The following is a 17885-nucleotide window of genomic DNA, read 5'->3' on the forward strand; positions in this document are numbered from 1 at the left end:
CGGAAGGGGACTGCCAGCGGGCGCTGGCGCCGCCTACGCCGTCACGGCCCGATGGCCGCGGCGGGGGAATTTACGTGTCGATAGCTGGGGGAGTTTGGGTGTCGTTCGGGGATCCCATGGCGCAGCGAACGCGCGCTCGATGCGAGACGCAGGGTGCTTGCTCTCTGACCCCGCGATGTGTCGAGCAAGCACAGACAACAGGGACGTCACGTGCCGGTTGGGCGATTGACCATTGAAGAGCGTCCTCAGGTCAAGCTCCGTGGCCGGCTGCACTTCAGATTCTCGAAGGACACCGACTTGTGTGCAACGAATCTTCTTGGACAAGAAGTCCTCGCGATCTTCCACGGACGCCAAGGCGGGTCGTGTGGGATTGGAGCGCTTGACATGACCACCCCGTACGAAAGAACGCGTGCTCTCCTCTACACCCGAGAATTTCTGGAGGAGTTGCAGTCGATTCAGAAGTGGCCGCAGTTGCCGGACACCTTGCGTCGCCGAGCCAAAGCTCTTGCGCGGCACTACCCTGAGCCCTGGCACATGCACAAGTTGCATGAGCACATCCCGGCGTTCTACGACTCGCCGGATTCAATTTCGGAAGATTCATGACTCTCGGTGAGTATCGGTGCCCGCGGTGCGCCCGAGTGCATATGCGCATCTCCCGCGTAGATGCAGAAAGCGCGGTGACAAGCGCAAACCAACGATTGCAGCCCGGCGACCCGCCTGCATCCATGGAGTTGTACCTCCGCTGCTTTGGGTGTGGCGCGCCAGCAAGCGCTTTCGTACCAGCGAATCCCGGCGATGCGCCCGATGGAGTGACCCTGACGCCTTGCGTTGTCGAGTAGCGGAGTCTCGATTCCCAATGCGCCACCAGGAGCAACGATGACGAAGCGAATAGTGAAGGCAGTTGAGTTGACCGAGGTGCAAGTTGGGGACACCCTCACCCGCATGCTGGGCGGCACCATCCCAATGCAATTGAAAGTGACAAGGGCGAATGAAAGGTTCGTCTACTGCGCCACACCAGGCGGGGACGAGTGGACGTTTGAGCGGGACAGTGGCGTCGAGTACGACTCCGGACTGCGCTGGGGCAGCGAGTTCGGAATCTCGGGCAGTTTCATCGTCGAAATCACAAAGGTACGTTGACCGTCGAGATGCTATGGAATCGGCTCCAGTGAAATCCGCCAGGGAACGCGCAGCCGAATTCATGGCCGCTAGGCGCTGGGCACCCGGTGAGGCTGACCTGCAACGGGGCCAGGCAGCGCTCTTGGAAGAGGCCCAGAGGCCACACAACCTGAGCGTACGCGAGTACGCGAAGCTTGCCGGCGTCTCGCCTCGGCAGGTTTACAGGGACCTGAGCACCACTCCGCCGAAGCTGCTGGCTTTGAGCGCCGGGAAAGGGGGGCAGCGCGTGCCTGACTGGCAGCTTGAGGCGCGCCCGCGCGACCTGACGCGGTTCGTGCTCGATGCCGCCCCGCCTGGGTTGCACGCGTGGACGATCTACCAAGCCCTGTGCACTCCCTCAGGGTCGTTGGAAGGGCGTTCGCCTGTCGACGTCGCGAAGCAGACGGAGCAAGCGGCCGGATCGCTGGCGAAGCTCGTCCTGGAAGAGCTGGGCATTCACGCAGAGGAACCTTCATGACTGGCCCTCGGCCACAACGGCCCACAGTTCTCGCCCTTGACTTGGAGGGAACACTTATCTCAAACGCAATGTCGCAAATTCCGCGTCCTGGGCTGAAAGCGTTTCTCACCCGCTGCGAGACATTGTTCGAGCGCGTCGTAGCATTTACGACGGTGCGGGAGCCACTCTTTAGGCAGATCGCGCAGCTCCTTGTGGAAGAAGGCGTCGCACCGAATTGGTTTGCGTGTATCGAGTACGTCAATTGGCGCGGCCCAACCAAGGACTTGGCCTTCATTCCCGGCATCCAGGCGCAGCAGGCTCTACTCCTCGACGACTACGAGGCCTATGTTCATCCGGGTCAGGAAGGGCAATGGCTGTGGGTCGCTCAATTCGAACCTCCCTATTCCGAGCGTGATCGAGGCTTGGCTAGGGCACTGGAGCTCCTGCAGCAGCGTCTCGCGTGACCCCGGCTCTCAATCGAACTTTCGCAATTAAATCCTCCAAGTCCCGCCGAGCGCTGCTGCGGCCCAAGCGAGGTTGCCGAGGGACTGGTGCCGGATAACGCTTCTTGACCGTCGTTCATGTGCAGCTGGGAAAGCCGCGAATGGCACCGATCAGCCTCAATGAGTGAACTGTCGAATAGCACAGTGCGGCGAGAGCAGGTAGGAACTCGGGCAGCATGAATGACCGCTCTATGCCCAGAGACCAGTCGCACTGACGCGCAGGACCTAGGACTGCAACGTGCCCTTTGCAGACAAGAAGAACTGCAGCAGTTCTTTCAGCCTGGCCAGTGCGCGGGCTCGCCCTTCAGGCCACTTCCAGCTTGGCCTTCAGCACGCGCGCGAAGTTGGCATAAGCAAGCTTCTCTATGAGATCCGCAGGCGTCTTCAGGCGCTCGAGATGCTCGACCAGTAGTCGTTGACGGCCCAATCGGGGCCGACTCCCTCGATGTCCGTCCCAATACCCACGTGGTCGGCGCCTACCTGGCCCACCATGTACAAGAGCTCCTTCGCATAGCCCTCGAGGCGCGGTCGTGCGAGTGCTATGTCGTGGTGAAGAATGAGTACGACCGACTTCTTCCAGACAGGCGGGCGATCTGATCGCGGCATAAGCGCGCATACTGACTGCACCCCTCGACACGGCAGACTTCATCAGCGCGGCTCTCCGGTTTCCCGTCAATCGGCGGCGCAATCGCGATCGGAGCCCCGTTTGGTCAATTTCGACAATCAGCTCATCAAGCTGCTGCCTCGCGTCGCACGTCTGAAACTGATCTCCGCCAGCGATAGTTTCGAACTCGTTCTGAATGATGTGATCTGCCAGGCAGGCGACGCGACGCGCTATGCGTACTTTCCGACCGACGGGTTCATCTCCCTGTTGAGGACGGTTGACAGCAGGCCCGGTCTGGAGGTCGGGATGGTGGGCCGCGAAGGAATGCTCGGCGTGCAAGCCGTCCTTGGCGTTGCGAGTACGCCTTTGCTTGCGGTGGTGCAAGGCCCGGGCGTTGCGCTGCGCATCGGCGTCGACCAGTTGGACTCTCAGCTGGCGGACAGTCCGGATCTACGGCGTGTGCTGAATCGCTACGTGTATGTCCTCATGGCACAGCTTGCGACCTCCGCCGCGTGCCTGCGCCACCATCAAATCGAGCAGCGACTAGCTCGCTGGCTTCTGATGACGCAGGACCGGGCACGGGCCGATCGCTTTCAAATGACTCAGGAGTTCCTCGCCTACATGCTCGGCGTGCGCCGTGTCAGCATCACCGCCGCCGCACGGGTGTTGCAGCGCGAGGGGCTCATCCGATATGCGCGGGGTGACCTTTCGGTCATTCACCGCAGTGGCCTGGAGAAAATGGCGTGTAGTTGCTATGCCTCGGACCGGCGTGAGTACACCGAGGTTCTGGGAGTGGTCGCATAGGCGCAGGACCGGAGCGCTTGTGTCTCTTTGTGACTATGTTCGCTGCCGCACAGAGGTTGGCGCAACCAGGGCCTAACGTGGAGGCATGAGTGCAACGGCAAGGTCCTTGAACGAAATGCAGTCCACTGGCGGCGTCGGGGGATCCGTGCGTGATCGGCCACTATGGACCATGTCAGTCGAGGCCGAGCCCAGGGATGGCGAACTGCGCTATCGCGCCGATGTCTTCGAAAACGGCGTTTTCATCTGCCGCATTGCGCTGTCAGGTGGTTTTGCCAACCAGGCAGCAGCCGAGATCGAACTCGAACGTCGCCTCAAGCGCTGGATGACCGAGTACGAGTCGCGCTGCGAAAAAGCCGACTGGGATTGAGGCGAAAGGGCCGATGCGCCAACTGGGGCTCCTTGTTCAAGCGCGAGGAGGATGAGCCAGAAAGAACCGCAGCATCTCGGCGCTTGCGTCGGCGCCTGAAGGGTTGGTGTAGCTTCCATGTGAGCTGCCGCCCGACCAGGCATGGCCCGCTCCGTGCAATTGCCAATACTCGGCGGTGCTGCGCCCCTCGTGGTCCGTGTAGACCGTGCGGGTATGACGCTGCCCTTTGCCCGAATGTCCCCCGGCGGTGCGTGCGCTCAGCAGGCTTCCCGTCGCCTGTTCGGCCGACATACGCGCGGCCTCGATGATCGCGGCGCCGTTGCTCACGTGCACTGTCGCATCCGCATCGCCATGAAAGACGATGGTAGGCGGCATTGGGCGTCCGCGCGTGGTGCATGCCGAGGCCCCGCCGCCGCGCATAGCGGACATCGCGGACATCAGGTCCGTCGCCGAGCCGCTCGGCAATCCCGAGTGAACGCCGACTGCCGCGAATACGTCTGGATAGCAGCGTCCAAGGATGTCCGCCATGGCGCCGCCCGCAGACAGGCCCGCCACGAACACGCGAGCCGCGTCAACGTGATGCTCGGCCGTGATCGACTGCGCCAGCGCGGTCAGCACTGCTGGTTCTCCCCGTCCGCGCTGCTGGTGCTGCGGCTTGAACCAGTTCCAGCATTTCTGTGAGTTGGCGTGCTGAGTCTGCTCGGGATAGAGCACCACCACCCCGAGATCGCGAGCCAGCGCGTTCAACTGCGTACCTGCGGCGAAGTCGGATGCCCCTTGCGTGCACCCGTGCAACATCATCACCATGGGGCGCGGCGTGATCTCGCTGCCGGCCGGGTGAGGCGGAAGGTAGAGCTTGTAAGCGAGGGTGCGTCCTTGGTGAGTCAAGCGGCCGTCGATCCACCGTTCTTCAGTAGCGCCGTCAACGTTGTCGGAAGGTGCGTCGACGGATCTCTCCACCACTTCGGGCTGGCTCTCGTTCCGGGTCGCTTCAGCGAACTCGGGAGGCGAGTCAATCACTCGCGTCAGGCCATCGAGTATCAAGGCTTCACCCGCGGGCCGCGGCGCGTGGGAAGCGGGCGGAGGCGTCGCAGGGTCGCTGACGCCGAACACTTCGGAAGCGCCTCCCCGCAGGGCGCGCTGGATCGCTTGCGTGGCCTCGTGAAGCTGTCCGTTGCGGGTCAATGCAGTCGCCTCGACCATCAGTTTTTGAAGCAGTTCGTTCATGGGTTTCTTTCGTGTGGGTCTAGTGAATTCGTCCGGCCAGCGCTGTCTTCACAGCGCTGCTTGCCTGCAGCGCTCCCAGCACGGTGATGGATTCGATGGTGGCCAGGGCCAGCTCGGGCGTTACGTCGGCGCTGAAGCTCGCAAGACCGAGTACGCGTATTTGCAACTTCTGTCCCGCAGCACGTGCGGCCTCGAGGTCCGCAGCAGAGAAGTGCTGGAGGCCCAGCACCAGCAGCTTTCGAGCGACCGCTTGCTTGAGCGCGTCGGCATGCGTGGCCAGCTGGTTGCGAATGGCGGTGCGGATGAAATCCGTTCGATTCGCATAGAAGCTCTCGGCCACCAACAGATCGATATGACCGAGATCGACGAAGCCGACATTGATCGTGATCTTTTCGGACTCGGGCGTCTTCGTCGCAGGAAGCCGGGTAGTAGTGTTTGAAGGCATGCGGCCATCCTAACACCATCCCTGTGGATGGTCCCGGGATGTTTTTTGGCCTTGAAGCCTAGTTTGAATGGAACGCCAGAAGGCCGTGCCATGCAGTTGGGCCGCTATACGACGACGGCCATTCCGTAGCGCTTGCCGATTGCCGTGGCCGGCAGTTCGCAACGCGGCCAAGTATTTACTGCGACGGCGTCTTCGCCTCTTGCTTTCCCCGTGAAGAGCGTTCCTATTGAAACGATGACTTCTTATTGATCATCGGAGAAAAAATGAAGATCGCCCAAATCTCGCCACTGTGGGAAGCCGTCCCACCGACGTTCTACGGGGGCACGGAGCGCGTAGTCGCCAATCTCAGCAATGCCTTGGTCGACCAGGGCCATGAAGTCACCCTCTTCGCGGCAGGAGGGTCGCACACGCGCGCGACTCTGGTGCCCGTCCGACGGCAGGCGCTGCGGCTCGATCCGGCACCGCTCAAGTCGGAGCTGGCCGCCCATCTGCTCCTCATGAGCGAAGTGAGGCGACGCGCCGACGAGTTCGATGTACTGCACTTTCACATGGACCTGTTGCATTTCCCCTTTTTCGAGGACATAGCCGATCGCACGCTCACCACGATCCATGGCCGGCTGGACCTGACGGACTTGGCCGAGGCGTACGGGAGGTGGAGTGACTTCCCCCTTGTCTCGCTCTCCCATCACCAGCGCAAGCCGATGCCCTTGGCAAACTGGATCGGCACGGTGCACAACGGAATCGACGAAACGCATTTCCGGCCGGCGACCAAGCCGACGGGCGCATATCTCGCCTTTCTCGGTCGCATTGCGCCCGAAAAGCGTCCGGACCGCGCGATCGACATCGCGATTCGCGCGGGCCTGCCCCTCAGGATTGCAGCCAAGGTGGATGCCGTCGACCGCGCCTACTTCGAGAACTGCATACGCCCGCTGCTGCAGCATCCGCTGATCGAATACATGGGTGAAGTGAGCGATGCCGAGAAGCCCGGGTTCCTCGGGAACGCGCGGGCGCTGCTGTTTCCGATCGACTGGCCCGAGCCCTTCGGGCTCGTGATGATCGAGGCGATGGCTTGCGGCACACCGGTGATTGCATGGCGCTGCGGATCCGTGCCGGAGGTCCTGGAGCACGGCCTGAGCGGGTTCATCGTCGACAACGAGGAAGAAGCCACGGCCGCTGTGAAGCACGTGGGGCAACTCGATCGCGCGCGCATCCGGGCGGCGTTCGAGCGCCGGTTCTCCGCCAAGGTGATGGCAGCGGGCTATGTCGAGCTCTACCACCGGCTGCTTGCCATGAGGCTGCCTGCCGCCGCTTGAGGAAAGGTGCTGCAATGAGCCAAGGCCAGGGAATGGCGCAGGAGCCAGCGCTTCAGGGACTCGACACGCAGGAACTCATCGAACGCGGCCTGCAGCGTCTGTTCGTGCTGAAGGTGGGAGACACCTTCCTGGTTGCCGACATCTACGGCGATGTGATGGGCGCAGCCGACGGCTTGTTCGTGAACGACACGCGAGTGGTCTCGACGTTCCGTCTTCGCTACGGCGGCCGCAGGCCTTCGCTGCTGTCGGGCGGCGTGAGCCAGGACAACGTCTTCTTCACCGCCCATATGACCAACCAACCGTTGCCCCCACTGGGCGATGCCGCGACGCCGGAGGGCGTGGTGCATGTAGAGCGTGAGCGACTGCTGTGGTGCGGTCGGATCTTCGAGCGGATCAGCCTTTTCAACTACGGGCGCGCACCGGTGAAGGCGCCACTGACCATCCACTTCGGCGCGGACTTCCGCGACATGTTCGAGGTGCGCGGCAAGCAACGCTCCCAGCGCGGCGTGGCGCAGCCAACCGTGGTGGAAGAGCGCGCTGCGCAGCTCAGCTACGAAGGGCTGGACAAGGTCCTGCGGACCGTGAGCATCGCTTTCTCGGAGAGACCCGTGAGGCTGGACGAATCCGAAGCCCGGACTGCCCGGTCGATCTCCTGCTCAGGGAGATCAACCGGCCCGTCGGTAGGCCGAGCGGTGAGCGAGGGCATGTGCGCAGAGGCAAGGTAGCGAGATAGGCGTCCGTGCCAACGCGCTCCTACCGCTCGCGCAACTTCAACCGATACGCGCTACCAATTGCGCTCTCCGCGCACGCGCAGGGTGAGCGAGCGATAGCCCTGACTTCCCCACTAGTAGCCCAGGTTGCCCCAGTAGCTCCAGCCCTTGTCACGCAGCGAGTTCACGCCCAGCTTCACCTCGTAGCGGTTGTCGGGGTAGAGGTTCTTCAGGGCGATCTGGTTGAATGCCAATGCGTTGTCGACGCTGTCGTGCCACCAGTTCACGGTGAGATAGGGCTGCGTGCGGCGCCCGTCCTCGCCGATCCACGTGCGGTGCGTGCGAAGGCCCAGCCGCGAGATCCATCCGCTGCCATCGTTGCCGTCAATGCGCGTGCCGTTGGGCTCGGAGATGTCGTTCTCGCGGTAGCGCACGTAGATGAGCTGCGCCTGCGGCTCGACCAGCCAGTCGCTGTCTTCATGCACCCGCGTGGCGTAGCCCGTCTCCGCCGAGAGCGTGAGCGCGCGCGAGTTGTAGCGCACTTCCGGTAGCAGGCTGCCTTGCACCCGGTTCTTGTACCAGCCGCAGGTGCCCCAGAGATCGGCATACCAGCCCAGCTTGCTCTCATCGTTCTGGTACCAGGTGCCATATGCGCCGAGGTTCCAGCCTTCGGTCTTTCCGCTTGCGGTGGCCGGATTGCCGGCAGCCGTCGCCTCGCTGTCCGCCCAGCCTCAGCCGAGCATCGCGCCGAGGTGCAGGCGGTCCGGCGGAGTCTTGTCCTTGAACACAGACCAGCTCGCAATGTCTCCTCCGCCGTGGATAAGCCAATCGCGCGTGTCGACACTGGGCCCATTCACTGGTCCTGGCGTAGTCGTCCTTGTCGCCCTCGAAGAGGTGGGCTGGCGCCAAGCCGGCGGCCTGGAGGCCCATCGTGGTCATGTTGACGAGCCTGGCCGCCGGCGCCCGAATGCGGCTTAGATGGAGATTGGCGCGGTAGTCGCGCTCCAGGTCGTGCTGGTAGCCGGCTGACGGGTTGGGAACGTCATGCAAAACGATCTCCGCGATAGCACCGCGCTCGCTCTTTGCCGCGTAGATCGTCGGGATCGGCTTCCCCGTGACGGGATCGAAGAGGGGGCTGAATCGTGCGTTTCCGAGTCCGGAGCCGTTGAAGGCGGCCGGCGCGTACTTCCCGGTCGCAGCATCGAACGGATGCACCCGAAACCAAGTCGCCGCCTTGTGCGGCAGGATCCGGAGGGCTTTGGGAGGAGGAGGAAGAAGCGGCGCCGGACTAGCCATGCACCGCACCCACCTTGTGATCCTCTGCGGCGGCAATGACGGCAGAGGGCTTGCTCGAAATCACCTCGCGTGGGCGCTTCCCGCCCAGGAACGAATTGGTGGACTCGAACCACGCCGCCACCCGAAACGGTGAATAGTCATCCAGGATCTCCAGCACCCGCTTGACTGCCGGCAGCGGCTGCCAAGTGGTGTCGAAAATGTACGCCGGGTAGATCTTCTTGCCGCGGTGGTCAATCCCGAAGATCCGCCCGCTCTGACTCCAGCGGCTGACGGCCGCATGCGGATTCGCCGCCTTGGCGTGCAGGCGCTGACCGATTTCGGCGGCCGAGCTCCACTCCGTGCTTTGAAGCACGGCGTCGATGGCACGCTTCTCGAGCTCGATCCGAGTGGCTGGCGCTCGCTTGGGCTCAACGCCGTCGACCAGCGCCTGCATCGATTGCCGCTCCAGATCGCTGATTGCCTCCCGAACTTGCAGGGTGAGCACCTTGTCCTCGCTTCCGCCCAGGAGCAGGGCCACACGGTCGATGACGAGGCGACTGGCCTCCCGCATGCTGTCGATGCGCGTCACGAGTGCCTGCATGGCATCGTTCGACGATTCCTTGGCTGCAGTGTTCATGGCGCCTTCGTGAGATTCATGAGGCAGTTTTACGCCTCATGAATCTCCGGCGCAACAAGCCTTTTGGGAACTCAAATAGCCGGCAGGCCGCTTTTAGCCTCTGCTCGCGTCGCCGGTGTAGGGAAGCGTTGAAGTTTTCAGTGGTCAAAAACGCATTTAGAGACTAGCAGGCCGATGCAAATGAGGGGCGCAGGGCAATGGCCTGTCCTCATCGCAGCAAGGCGTTTTGGGCGCCGCCCATTGGGTTCAATTTGTTAGATTAGGCTAAGTGCAGGGCACTGCCCTGCGACGCCGAGAGCCGCAAGACTCGTCGTCGGTTAGGTCGAAGATTTGGGCGTTGCCATTGGGGGCTTTGTACAGGGTCATCGTCATCTTTCTGTACTCCACGCCGTCAGAGCGAGGGTCACAGTATGAAGGAACGCCCCATCCTCCTTTCAAGGCTACTGCGTCCAGCGACTTGATCGCTGCGAGGGCTTCATGCCTTGCCTCGATGAGCGCCGTTTGCTCAGTGCGCGCGCCGTTTGAACGTTCTCGACTGGCAACTCATCATCGATCTGGAACGACCACGCCCAACGTATTCCGTCCTGCCAGACCTTGATTTTGACCTGGTGCCCGTGGTGTTCGAAGCTCGTGTCGGCCATGTGTTGCCTCGCCTATTCACCGTTCAACTTTGCTATGTCGAGTTGATCGAGTTGATCGATCACCCGCGCCGTGATGACCGGTGTTGTCTGGGGAGTCGTGGCACCCAGCACCGTGCCTCCTTCGATTTCGTGCCATTTCGCGCCGAGCAGAAGCACCCAGACTTTGTAAACGGTCTCGGTCGGACCATGCGCAATCTCGACTTTGAAGTTGACAACCTTATGCGTGCTCGGCTGCATGTGCTCGCCTCGAAGCGTGGACATCTCACATCCTCGTTCTTCAAAGCCGAAGTATGACCCCCTCGCCATCCCCCACCCCTCCGTGCCGGCAGAGATGGAGCGCGAGCTATTGGCGTCCCCGTTCTGCGTTAGCAACGCAAGCCGATTCACGTTCATGGACGAGAGCCTTTTCAGCCATGCAGAGGTGGAGTTCATGCAAATCTGTTGCAGCGAGTGCGATGCGCAGACCGGCCGGAACGAGTAGCCGAAGATGCCATCGCGCCTGACTTCTCCGAAATCATCTCGAAGTGCTACGCGAACCCGACTCGCGAGGATGTCGAATGGCTGGCCGACAAGATCGTGAAAGGCGGTGACTACGCGAAGGAAGCCGCCGCACTGCTGCGTAAATGGCGGCGGAGCAGGCAGGCTGTGCCGGTGCTGACTGACATCGGCATGCTCTGCCCGACCGCACCAGCGCGCATCTGGCTACGGGTCGATCCCGATCCAGAAGCCGTTCGGTCGTGAGGCGGTCATCACCGCGACGCACACGCTGTGGATCGACCCGGCGCTTGCGCGCGGTGTGCTGGCGTTCCTGGCCGCGCACCAGTCCCGCGAGACCTCCGCCTTCCGCGATGCGGAGCCGGGAAAGATCATGCACGAGACCCGCTAGGGCGAGATGGCAGCCGTCAATGAACTGCCCTTCGGCAAGTACTACGGCGGCGTGGACACGACGCCCCTCTTCGTGATGCTGGCCGCCGAGTATGCGCGGCGCACGGGCGACTTGGCCTTCATCGACAGTATCTGGCGTGCGTTGCTGGCGCCCCCGCGTGGATCGAGGACAACGCGCGACGACACGGCGGCTTCGTCAGCTACGCTCGCGGCGAGACCACCGGGCCTTAACAATCAGGGCTGGAAAGACGGCCACGATTCCGTGTTCCATGCGGACGGCAGTTCGCCCGTCGGTCCGATCGCGTTGGTGGAAGTCCAAGGCTATGCATACGCAGCGTTTTGCGGCATGGCCGACCTGGCGCGCGAGCGTGGAGACGAAGCCGGTACGGCCCGATGGAACGACGCGGCCGTGGATCTGGCTGCGCGCGTTGAAAGCAAGTTCTGGCGCGACGAGCTTCAGTTCTATGCACTCGCGCTCGACGGGGCATGGCGACCCTTGCCGCGTGCGCGCGTCGGTGGCACGACGGGTCGAGGCGGCGTCCACCTGTTGGCCCAAGGGCTCCGTCGGCCGATGCCCGACCGTTGAACGTCCCCCGCGGGGGGCCGGGCTGGCACCGAAGTGGTGGTCAAGGTCAAGGCGCGCCACGGAGCGTTTCTGATGTTTCCGGCCTTGCCGAAGCACTCGGTCGATGCCAACATGAGCGAGGAAGAACGAATCGGCGTCAGGTTCAACCTGATGTTCTATTCGTCCACGCAGCAATTGAGCAAACCGCACTGGTGACACCAACCGGAGACCCAGATGGACGCTGCCGACAAGCTCGAAGCGGTCCTGCGCTATCACGAGCGCACCAAGCACCAGTTCCACCGCTATGCGCGCTCCGCCGGCACCCTGGATTGGGTGAACCAACCCAACCCGTTCCGCCGTTACGAGGGGGCGCCGCTCACGCAGTTGCCCATCCTTGGCGCGGACGAAGAGCCGCTGTCGCCTCGCTACGAGGACATCTTTCGGCGGGGCGCGGTGCAGAGCGCCCCGCTCACGGTCCGCTCGCTGTCGCGGCTGTTCGAGTACTCGCTGGCGCTGTCGGCCTGGAAGCAGGCGGGTGGCACGCGCTGGGCACTGCGCAGCAACCCTTCGAGCGGCAACCTGCATCCCACCGAGGGCTACCTGCTGATCGGCGCGCTTCGCGGGCTGGCGCTCGCGCCAGGGCTGTACCACTACGCGCCGAGAGAACACGGCCTTGAACGGCGCGCGAATGGCTCTGCCGAGGGGTTCGCACAGTGGATGCGGAAGTTTCCCCCACAGGCGTTTCTGGTCGGTCTCTCGTCCATCCACTGGCGCGAAGCGTGGAAGTACGGCGAACGCGCGTTCCGCTATTGTCAGCACGACGCGGGCCACGCCATCGGCACGCTTCGCATCGCCGCCGCGACCCTGGGATGGAGCGCTGTCGTGTTGCACGACCTGGCCGATGAAACCATCGAAGCCTTGCTGGGGTTGAACCGCGCAGAGGACTTCGCAGTCGCCGAGCGCGAACAACCGGAACTCGTCATGCTCGTCTGGCCTAACGACTCGGCTGGGCCATGGTGTGCAGGCGCGCAGCGCGCGATACCGCTCGGCCTGGATCCGCTGGTGGTGGGCCGGCTCACGAAGCAAGTCTGGAGCGGAACTGCGAACCGGCTCAGCCGCGACGACCCCGTCGCCTGGACCGTCATCGACGAGGTGGTGCTCGCCTCACGCAAACCGATGGGGCAGCGATACGCCTTGGACCTGTTCGACGCACCTGCCCCAACGCATCGAACCGCAGTGTTCCAAGACGGGCCGTCGGCCGGGCGGATCATCCGCCAGCGACGCAGCCTCCTGGCCTGCGATGGCCGGACCTCGATCACGGCCGAGCGCTTTTACGGCATGCTCGCGCGCGTGATGCCACGCGTGGAACTGGAAGCGAACCGGCGGCCATTACCCTGGGATGCCATTGCCTGGGAGCCGCGCATCCACCTCGCCTTGTTCGTTCATCGGGTGGACGGACTCGACTCGGGGCTGTACGTACTCGTCCGCGACGAGGCCAAGCTGGACAAGCTGAAGCGCGCCATGCATCAGCACTTCGACTGGTTCAAGCCCGCCGATTGCCCGGCAGACCTTCCCCTTCGCAGGCTGGAAAGCGGCGATGCGAGGCAGCTTGCTACGCAAGTGAGCTGCTTTCAGAACATCGCGGGCGATGGGGTCTTTTCGCTCGGCATGATCGCCGAGTATCGAGAAGCCTTGTTCACGCACGGGCCCTGGTTCTATCGCCAGCTCTTTTGGGAAACCGGGGTGATCGGGCAGGTGTTGTATTTGGAGGCCGAAGCGGCGGGCATAGGAGCCACGGGCATCGGCTGTTTCTTCGACGACCCGGTGCACCGCGTGTTCGGCTTCGGCGACCTGGAGTTCCAGTCGCTCTATCACTTCACAATCGGCGGCCCCGTGGAGGACAGCCGACTTACCTCGCTGGCGCCCTATGGTGTGCGAGAGGAAGACGAGTTGAAGCGTCGTGCAGACCGCGGGTGACGCGATGAGCGCGGAGGTCGCGGGGCAAGCATTGCCCCGCGGGTGCCCCCGGGCTCGACGACGGATCGGGCTGCGATCCCCGCGCGAGAACGACGACGATCGAATGGTGACTTACGAAGAAACCCGCCACTACGAGCGGGTTTCAAGGCGATGCGGGAAGAAGGGGCGAGCCCCTTGGAGCAAAGCTCCCGTGGCGTGATGAGCCACTGAGTCCACCGTTGCACCGTCAGCGTTTGATCGGTCCCCGCACAGGAAGTTCCGGACCGTTCCGCCGTCGGTGGGGGCTGGGGTTTGAGGCCCAGGGGCGTCTGTCGGAATGCAGGTAACGTACTCGAAGCCCCCGCAATGCGCCGGATTGAAGGGGTCGTCTACATCCAAGGCAATCGAAAGGCTACGCCAGCGTTGGCGCGCGGTGTGTCGTGGCCGGGAAACGCGCCGCGCAGGCGTACAGTCGCGCATCAGCATGTCGATTCGGTGCGCACCCGGCGACTGATGGCGGCGTTACCTCCACCCAGCGCGGTATGCACCAATCCTCTTCACCGGAGGGTGCCCATGAGCGAAAGATCCGCAATCGACGAAGCACGCTTTGCGCAAGCCGTGCAACTTGTTGTCGCAGCCGTATTCGCCAATTCGCTGAGCAGCGATCGGAGCTTTGATGCGCAACCTCACCAGGACGTCCTTCGAGTGGCGCTGATTCGCGCGTACCAGACGCTTTGGGAGGCGCGCGACGAGATTGAGGTCATGTGCGCAGTCCGGATTGACCTGGTCCAGCCAGCGTAGTTTTCCAGCCGCGCAAGCACTCCGGGTTTTTTGCGCTCCAAGTGCATCGGCATGGTCAAGGCGGGTCAATCTGATTACCCGGCGTCGCGCTCAACTCGCCTGGACTTGTACCCACGGCCGCAGTAGGCAGACTGGTGTTGGAGTCATACTGGGACACTCCAAGGGAGATCGCAGATGGCTCAGCATGCAATTTCCGCTGTTCACCGCGTGGGCGAAGAGATTGATCTCGTCGCCGTTCATGAGGTTGTCGAAAAGGAGATTGGTTCAACAGAATTAGCGCTTGGCACGGCGCGGCGCATCAGCGTCGGCGAAAGTGCCAATCTCATTGCTGTCGGTGAGGAGGTTTGCGTTGTGCGGCGCACTGTAAGCCATACCTGGGAGGTCGTTTGCGACGTCAAGGGGTTGCCGGGCGGAAGCGACATCACTGGCGTCGACATTGTTGACCGACCCGACGATGCCTTGCAGAACCTACCGGAGTGGGGCTAGCTCGGTGCTCGGTGTGTAATGTTCCTGAGGTGGCCGGCGGCTTGTTGCCCAGCAGGTAGTTGTTGACCCGGTAGTAGCGGGGGCTTCAGCCTCAGTGATCAACGACGCGTTCCGACGGCTCGATATGCCTGCGCGCCGAGACTGGAATAACCCCGCGATTGCGCAATGAAACCACTGGATGACTGCGTGGCGCCGATGACGACTACTCGGCCGAGCGTTCGGCATACTCTCAAATCAAAGCCGTTTCGAGTGATAGACGGGCGCCATTTGTTGAGTCATCACAAATCCGCAGAAATTCGCCTTCGAATTTATAGACGCGTGATTGCGTAACTCTCTCTCCGCTCTCATCCATCAAGCGATGGGTCTCGCGGAAGCATCGAGCTGTGCGTCATCGTGGACGCCTGTTTCAGCCGATCGTGGACGTCATTTCAGATGAACGTGGACGCTGTTTCAGGCTGTTCGTGGACGAGGTTTCAGCGTGATCGTGGACGATTGCGGAGCGTGCGAGTGATCTTGACCGTTGGCATGCTGGCCGATTTTTCGGCCTGCCATGCCTACCACCAGGATCACGATGCGACAGATACGACAGGTCTTGCGCCTGCACCTTGAAGCCGACCTGAGCTACGCCCAGGTCGCCCGCGCCGTCGGTATTGGCAAGGGAACCGTCGGCAAGTTCATGCTGCTGGCGCGCGCCGCCGGCGTGAACTGGGGCGTTGCCCAGATCCTCTCGGACGCAGAGATCGAGGCCCGCCTGTACGCAGCGGCGCCGTTCCGGCGCGAGTTTGGCGCCAGCAAGCCGTTCCAACGAGTCCTCAACCGCTACCTCTACGTGCGCATGGCACAGTTGGCAACGTTGGCCGCGTGCACGCGTTTCCACAGCGTCGGCCCGCGGCTCGCTCGCTGGTTGCTGATGAGCGAGGATCGGGCGCATTCCGAAAGCTTCCACCTGCCGCACGAGTCCCTGGCCTACATGCTGGGTGTGCGCCGCGTCGGCATCATCGGCGCCTCCAGCGATCTGCAGCATCGCGGCCTCATCCGCTATCACCGGGGCGAAATCACCTTGCTCGATCGGCCCGGCCTGGAGGCGGCCGCCTGCGGCTGCTACGCATCGGATCGACACGCCTACGAGCGGCTCGGTTGATCGCGGTGTGGCCTTGCGCACAGACAAGCCCGTGTGGGAGCGCTAGATTTGCAGGTGGCTCCCAAGGACTCCGACATGAAGATGCATGGCACAACGACAGACCCACCTGCGCACGACGATGCGAACGACGAGCGCATGCTGATGGCGGAATTCGCCATCGGCTACGACGGCCTTCGCTACGCCTATAACGGTTACCGCTACGACCGCTTGGCGGATGCCGTCGCCTACTCGAAGCTGATGCGCTCGCGGCCGTCGATGCGGGACCCGGGCGGCCCGTTCACGCAGCGCGAGAAGCTCGACACGCCGACCGACGCCGACCGCGAACTCATGACATCGCTGGCCATCCGCTTCGAAGAGGGCACCTACCGATTCGAGGGCTTCCGCTATGGCCGACTTGCAGATGCCGTGAACTACGCGACCTTATCCGCGCGACGGCAGGACTCGACATGAGGTACAAGTTGAAGCCCAAGGCGGCGTGCGACCTGATCATGCTGAGGCTCAGCGGCGATCAGGTACTGCGCGTGATCGGCAAGTCGGCGGCCAAGGGCATCATCGAGCCGACGGCAATGCCCGCAGCCGTCATGGCGATCAAAGAGGCGATTGCGCAAGAAGAAGCGCAGCGTCAAGGGTCCAACAAGCGATGCTCAGCTGCTTCATCCCGAATGGAGTACTCGACATGAAGATCTTTTCCATTAATAAAGAGGGCACAAATAGCGTGCACGATGTGTTGTTCAACATCGATAGTCCAATCGACTGCGACGTATTGTGTTTGGTGAATGTTGATGGTTTCAGTGTGAAGGCGGATGGACAGTGTCTTCGTGTCCGATCTACCTGGAATCACGTGGTCGACGAAGAGGCGGTCCGCAAGGTAAATGAAGCGCTCGAGACTGCGAAAGCCGGCATGCAGCGCAAGGACGAAGAGGCCGACCGAGACCGTGAGCGCATGCTGAACCTCGTGCAGGCCAATACGGGGCTTCGGCGGTAGGTCCCCGGATCTCCTGCTCGCGCTGCGCATGGGGCTCGATGGCCCGGTCGCCGATACGCTGGTGACGCTCACCCTGTGGACCGTCGCAGCGTCGATCGTCGCCCACGGGTTGACGGCCCAGCCGCTGATGCGCCGCTACCTCGGCCTGCGTGGCTAAGCATCTGCCTTTTGTCAGGCCCTGTCAGTTCGATAGCGCACAGATCGACGCACCTGAACGATGTATTTTGTAAGAGGCGCTGATTTGCCGCATCGATTCGAATTTCGCGCAACGCATGGTTGGGAAATGCACATGGACGTGATGGTCTGGAGCGCATGCGGCGTACTCATCGGCTGGCTCGCCAGCCGCGTGCAGCGGCCAGGCGATCGACAAGCCGTCTTGTCAACTGTCTGTCGCCGGCATCTTGGGCGCGTTGCTGGGCGGCGGGCTCGTGCCGCCCGTAGCGGGCCACTTCCATCTGCCGGCGCTCCTCATGTCGCTGGCAGGCGCCGCGTTGCTGGTGGTCGCCGTCCACGTGCTGCGCCAGGCCAACTTTCAGCACCGACAAGAAGGGGCCCGACCGTCCGATCGGCCCCCGGGATTCGGACTCGAGGTACTTGGGGATCAGGCTTCGATCGTCGCAAGTGCGCCTTGCGAGGTCTTCACCGCGGCCTCGGTGACTTTCGCTACGTTGGCGGTCAGGGCGTCGGAAACTTGCTTGGTCGCCTTGTTCGCGTCGCCGTAGGCGTTGTTCGCAGCAGCGACCGCGGACTTCGCCATTGCAAGGAAATTCTCGGCGCCGGGCGCGTCCTCCATGGCACCGTTGACAGCGTCCAGGAACTTGGCCTGAACGTCAGCGATTTGCGCATCGAATGTGGCGCGTTGGGCCGCTGCGATCGGCGCGAAGATGGCCTGCACCTGGCGACCATAGGCAATGGCCTTTTGGGGCGC

Annotated in this window: 26 protein-coding genes and 1 pseudogene; 19 read left to right on the plus strand and 8 right to left on the minus strand. The window is 62.8% G+C overall.

Annotated elements, in window-relative coordinates:
• The first annotated feature begins 384 nt into the window (after nucleotides 1-384).
• The 6 genes from WKW77_RS33630 (at nucleotide 385) to WKW77_RS33655 (ending at nucleotide 3890) form a co-directional block, all read left to right on the plus strand.
• The gene (locus tag WKW77_RS33630; RefSeq protein WP_340361235.1) at nucleotides 385-603 is read left to right on the plus strand and encodes a BPSL0761 family protein; all 219 of its coding nucleotides are present in this window, start codon (nucleotides 385-387) and stop codon (nucleotides 601-603) included.
• A 273-nt stretch (nucleotides 604-876) separates the two neighbouring features.
• On the plus strand, nucleotides 877-1137 hold the full coding sequence (locus WKW77_RS33635; RefSeq protein ID WP_340361236.1) for a hypothetical protein: 261 nt from the start codon (nucleotides 877-879) through the stop codon (nucleotides 1135-1137).
• A gap of 28 nt (nucleotides 1138-1165) precedes the next feature.
• Entirely contained in the window at nucleotides 1166-1633 is a 468-nt protein-coding gene (locus WKW77_RS33640; protein WP_340361237.1) for a hypothetical protein, read from the plus strand.
• Complete coding sequence (locus tag WKW77_RS33645; RefSeq protein WP_340361238.1) at nucleotides 1630-2076, plus strand: NIF family HAD-type phosphatase; 447 nt, start codon at nucleotides 1630-1632, stop codon at nucleotides 2074-2076. Before WKW77_RS33640 ends, WKW77_RS33645 begins: the two co-directional genes overlap by 4 nt.
• 745 nt (nucleotides 2077-2821) lie before the next feature.
• Nucleotides 2822-3523: a Crp/Fnr family transcriptional regulator gene (locus WKW77_RS33650; RefSeq protein ID WP_340361239.1), complete on the plus strand. Its 702-nt coding sequence runs from the start codon at nucleotides 2822-2824 to the stop codon at nucleotides 3521-3523.
• Between the two features lie 106 nt (nucleotides 3524-3629).
• Nucleotides 3630-3890, plus strand: coding sequence for a hypothetical protein (locus WKW77_RS33655; RefSeq protein WP_340361240.1), 261 nt, complete (start codon nucleotides 3630-3632; stop codon nucleotides 3888-3890).
• Nucleotides 3891-3926: 36 nt separating this feature from the next.
• On the opposite strand, the gene WKW77_RS33660 is transcribed toward WKW77_RS33655, so the two are convergent.
• Nucleotides 3927-5117: an extracellular catalytic domain type 1 short-chain-length polyhydroxyalkanoate depolymerase gene (locus tag WKW77_RS33660; protein WP_340361241.1), complete on the minus strand. Its 1191-nt coding sequence runs from the start codon at nucleotides 5115-5117 to the stop codon at nucleotides 3927-3929.
• A gap of 19 nt (nucleotides 5118-5136) precedes the next feature.
• Nucleotides 5137-5562: a CopG family transcriptional regulator gene (locus WKW77_RS33665; RefSeq protein WP_340361242.1), complete on the minus strand. Its 426-nt coding sequence runs from the start codon at nucleotides 5560-5562 to the stop codon at nucleotides 5137-5139.
• A 263-nt stretch (nucleotides 5563-5825) separates the two neighbouring features.
• On the opposite strand from WKW77_RS33665, the gene WKW77_RS33670 reads away from it, so the two are divergent.
• Together WKW77_RS33670 and WKW77_RS33675 are read left to right on the plus strand one after the other, a co-directional pair.
• Nucleotides 5826-6875, plus strand: coding sequence for a glycosyltransferase family 4 protein (locus WKW77_RS33670; protein WP_340361243.1), 1050 nt, complete (start codon nucleotides 5826-5828; stop codon nucleotides 6873-6875).
• Between the two features lie 14 nt (nucleotides 6876-6889).
• Nucleotides 6890-7600: a glycogen debranching N-terminal domain-containing protein gene (locus WKW77_RS33675; protein ID WP_340361244.1), complete on the plus strand. Its 711-nt coding sequence runs from the start codon at nucleotides 6890-6892 to the stop codon at nucleotides 7598-7600.
• 119 nt (nucleotides 7601-7719) lie between these two features.
• Here WKW77_RS33675 and WKW77_RS33680 read toward each other — a convergent pair.
• From WKW77_RS33680 to WKW77_RS33695, 5 genes and pseudogenes are all read right to left on the minus strand, one after another.
• Nucleotides 7720-8283: pseudogene (locus WKW77_RS33680) on the minus strand (autotransporter outer membrane beta-barrel domain-containing protein); the annotation flags it as partial.
• A complete protein-coding gene (locus tag WKW77_RS35115; protein WP_422823316.1) occupies nucleotides 8210-8881 on the minus strand; it encodes an RES family NAD+ phosphorylase in 672 nt (223 codons plus the stop codon). The gene WKW77_RS35115 and the pseudogene WKW77_RS33680, both read right to left, overlap by 74 nt.
• The gene (locus WKW77_RS33685; RefSeq protein ID WP_340361245.1) at nucleotides 8874-9497 is read right to left on the minus strand and encodes a hypothetical protein; all 624 of its coding nucleotides are present in this window, start codon (nucleotides 9495-9497) and stop codon (nucleotides 8874-8876) included. The genes WKW77_RS35115 and WKW77_RS33685 overlap by 8 nt, the downstream gene beginning before the upstream one ends.
• Nucleotides 9498-9937: 440 nt before the next feature.
• Nucleotides 9938-10138, minus strand: a complete 201-nt coding sequence (locus tag WKW77_RS33690; RefSeq protein ID WP_340361246.1) for a hypothetical protein — start codon at nucleotides 10136-10138, stop codon at nucleotides 9938-9940.
• Nucleotides 10139-10150: 12 nt separating this feature from the next.
• Nucleotides 10151-10570 carry a hypothetical protein gene (locus WKW77_RS33695; RefSeq protein ID WP_340361247.1) on the minus strand — a complete coding sequence of 140 codons (420 nt, stop codon included), beginning with the start codon at nucleotides 10568-10570 and terminating at the stop codon, nucleotides 10151-10153.
• A gap of 9 nt (nucleotides 10571-10579) precedes the next feature.
• Here WKW77_RS33695 and WKW77_RS33700 point away from each other — a divergent pair, with 9 nt between their 5' ends.
• The 11 genes from WKW77_RS33700 to WKW77_RS33750 all read left to right on the plus strand — a co-directional run bounded on the left by WKW77_RS33700 (nucleotide 10580) and on the right by WKW77_RS33750 (nucleotide 17114).
• The gene (locus tag WKW77_RS33700; protein ID WP_340361248.1) at nucleotides 10580-10879 is read left to right on the plus strand and encodes a hypothetical protein; all 300 of its coding nucleotides are present in this window, start codon (nucleotides 10580-10582) and stop codon (nucleotides 10877-10879) included.
• A gap of 151 nt (nucleotides 10880-11030) precedes the next feature.
• Nucleotides 11031-11609, plus strand: a complete 579-nt coding sequence (locus WKW77_RS33705) for a glucosidase family protein (RefSeq protein ID WP_422823317.1) — start codon at nucleotides 11031-11033, stop codon at nucleotides 11607-11609.
• Between the two features lie 72 nt (nucleotides 11610-11681).
• The gene (locus tag WKW77_RS33710; protein ID WP_422823318.1) at nucleotides 11682-11804 is read left to right on the plus strand and encodes a hypothetical protein; all 123 of its coding nucleotides are present in this window, start codon (nucleotides 11682-11684) and stop codon (nucleotides 11802-11804) included.
• Between the two features lie 18 nt (nucleotides 11805-11822).
• On the plus strand, nucleotides 11823-13565 hold the full coding sequence (locus WKW77_RS33715) for a SagB/ThcOx family dehydrogenase (RefSeq protein WP_340361250.1): 1743 nt from the start codon (nucleotides 11823-11825) through the stop codon (nucleotides 13563-13565).
• A 552-nt stretch (nucleotides 13566-14117) separates the two neighbouring features.
• Nucleotides 14118-14345 (plus strand): hypothetical protein, encoded by a 228-nt coding sequence (locus WKW77_RS33720; protein WP_340361251.1) that lies wholly within the window; start codon nucleotides 14118-14120, stop codon nucleotides 14343-14345.
• Between the two features lie 174 nt (nucleotides 14346-14519).
• On the plus strand, nucleotides 14520-14831 hold the full coding sequence (locus WKW77_RS33725) for a hypothetical protein (protein WP_340361252.1): 312 nt from the start codon (nucleotides 14520-14522) through the stop codon (nucleotides 14829-14831).
• 571 nt (nucleotides 14832-15402) lie between these two features.
• Complete coding sequence (locus tag WKW77_RS33730; RefSeq protein WP_340361253.1) at nucleotides 15403-15972, plus strand: Crp/Fnr family transcriptional regulator; 570 nt, start codon at nucleotides 15403-15405, stop codon at nucleotides 15970-15972.
• A 75-nt stretch (nucleotides 15973-16047) separates the two neighbouring features.
• Entirely contained in the window at nucleotides 16048-16422 is a 375-nt protein-coding gene (locus WKW77_RS33735; protein WP_340361254.1) for a hypothetical protein, read from the plus strand.
• The gene (locus WKW77_RS33740) at nucleotides 16419-16652 is read left to right on the plus strand and encodes a DUF1840 family protein (RefSeq protein ID WP_340361255.1); all 234 of its coding nucleotides are present in this window, start codon (nucleotides 16419-16421) and stop codon (nucleotides 16650-16652) included. Before WKW77_RS33735 ends, WKW77_RS33740 begins: the two co-directional genes overlap by 4 nt.
• Nucleotides 16649-16957 carry a hypothetical protein gene (locus WKW77_RS33745; protein WP_340361256.1) on the plus strand — a complete coding sequence of 103 codons (309 nt, stop codon included), beginning with the start codon at nucleotides 16649-16651 and terminating at the stop codon, nucleotides 16955-16957. Before WKW77_RS33740 ends, WKW77_RS33745 begins: the two co-directional genes overlap by 4 nt.
• Nucleotides 16958-16985: 28 nt before the next feature.
• On the plus strand, nucleotides 16986-17114 hold the full coding sequence (locus WKW77_RS33750) for a hypothetical protein (protein WP_340361257.1): 129 nt from the start codon (nucleotides 16986-16988) through the stop codon (nucleotides 17112-17114).
• 444 nt (nucleotides 17115-17558) lie between these two features.
• Here the strand turns inward: WKW77_RS33750 and WKW77_RS33755 are convergent, their stop codons facing one another.
• Nucleotides 17559-17852 (minus strand): hypothetical protein, encoded by a 294-nt coding sequence (locus tag WKW77_RS33755; protein ID WP_340361258.1) that lies wholly within the window; start codon nucleotides 17850-17852, stop codon nucleotides 17559-17561.
• Between the last annotated feature and the right edge of the window lie 33 nt (nucleotides 17853-17885).

The organism is Variovorax ureilyticus, assembly GCF_037889935.1.
GTDB lineage: Bacteria > Pseudomonadota > Gammaproteobacteria > Burkholderiales > Burkholderiaceae_C > Variovorax > Variovorax ureilyticus.

Excerpts from the sequence above, each read along its gene's own strand:
- WKW77_RS33630 (WP_340361235.1), top strand. The coding sequence starts at position 385 with ATGACCACCCCGTACGAAAGAACGCGTGCTCTCCTCTACACCCGAGAA.
- WKW77_RS33635 (WP_340361236.1), top strand. The coding sequence starts at position 877 with ATGACGAAGCGAATAGTGAAGGCAGTTGAGTTGACCGAGGTGCAAGTT.
- WKW77_RS33645 (WP_340361238.1), top strand. The coding sequence starts at position 1,630 with ATGACTGGCCCTCGGCCACAACGGCCCACAGTTCTCGCCCTTGACTTG.
- WKW77_RS33660 (WP_340361241.1), bottom strand. The coding sequence starts at position 5,117 with ATGAACGAACTGCTTCAAAAACTGATGGTCGAGGCGACTGCATTGACC.
- WKW77_RS33665 (WP_340361242.1), bottom strand. The coding sequence starts at position 5,562 with ATGCCTTCAAACACTACTACCCGGCTTCCTGCGACGAAGACGCCCGAG.
- WKW77_RS33670 (WP_340361243.1), top strand. The coding sequence starts at position 5,826 with ATGAAGATCGCCCAAATCTCGCCACTGTGGGAAGCCGTCCCACCGACG.
- WKW77_RS33675 (WP_340361244.1), top strand. The coding sequence starts at position 6,890 with ATGAGCCAAGGCCAGGGAATGGCGCAGGAGCCAGCGCTTCAGGGACTC.
- WKW77_RS35115 (WP_422823316.1), bottom strand. The coding sequence starts at position 8,881 with ATGGCTAGTCCGGCGCCGCTTCTTCCTCCTCCTCCCAAAGCCCTCCGG.
- WKW77_RS33685 (WP_340361245.1), bottom strand. The coding sequence starts at position 9,497 with ATGAACACTGCAGCCAAGGAATCGTCGAACGATGCCATGCAGGCACTC.
- WKW77_RS33690 (WP_340361246.1), bottom strand. The coding sequence starts at position 10,138 with ATGGCCGACACGAGCTTCGAACACCACGGGCACCAGGTCAAAATCAAG.
- WKW77_RS33695 (WP_340361247.1), bottom strand. The coding sequence starts at position 10,570 with ATGAACTCCACCTCTGCATGGCTGAAAAGGCTCTCGTCCATGAACGTG.
- WKW77_RS33705 (WP_422823317.1), top strand. The coding sequence starts at position 11,031 with ATGGCAGCCGTCAATGAACTGCCCTTCGGCAAGTACTACGGCGGCGTG.
- WKW77_RS33710 (WP_422823318.1), top strand. The coding sequence starts at position 11,682 with ATGTTTCCGGCCTTGCCGAAGCACTCGGTCGATGCCAACATGAGCGAG.
- WKW77_RS33715 (WP_340361250.1), top strand. The coding sequence starts at position 11,823 with ATGGACGCTGCCGACAAGCTCGAAGCGGTCCTGCGCTATCACGAGCGC.
- WKW77_RS33720 (WP_340361251.1), top strand. The coding sequence starts at position 14,118 with ATGAGCGAAAGATCCGCAATCGACGAAGCACGCTTTGCGCAAGCCGTG.
- WKW77_RS33725 (WP_340361252.1), top strand. The coding sequence starts at position 14,520 with ATGGCTCAGCATGCAATTTCCGCTGTTCACCGCGTGGGCGAAGAGATT.
- WKW77_RS33730 (WP_340361253.1), top strand. The coding sequence starts at position 15,403 with ATGCGACAGATACGACAGGTCTTGCGCCTGCACCTTGAAGCCGACCTG.
- WKW77_RS33735 (WP_340361254.1), top strand. The coding sequence starts at position 16,048 with ATGAAGATGCATGGCACAACGACAGACCCACCTGCGCACGACGATGCG.
- WKW77_RS33740 (WP_340361255.1), top strand. The coding sequence starts at position 16,419 with ATGAGGTACAAGTTGAAGCCCAAGGCGGCGTGCGACCTGATCATGCTG.
- WKW77_RS33745 (WP_340361256.1), top strand. The coding sequence starts at position 16,649 with ATGAAGATCTTTTCCATTAATAAAGAGGGCACAAATAGCGTGCACGAT.
- WKW77_RS33750 (WP_340361257.1), top strand. The coding sequence starts at position 16,986 with ATGGGGCTCGATGGCCCGGTCGCCGATACGCTGGTGACGCTCACCCTG.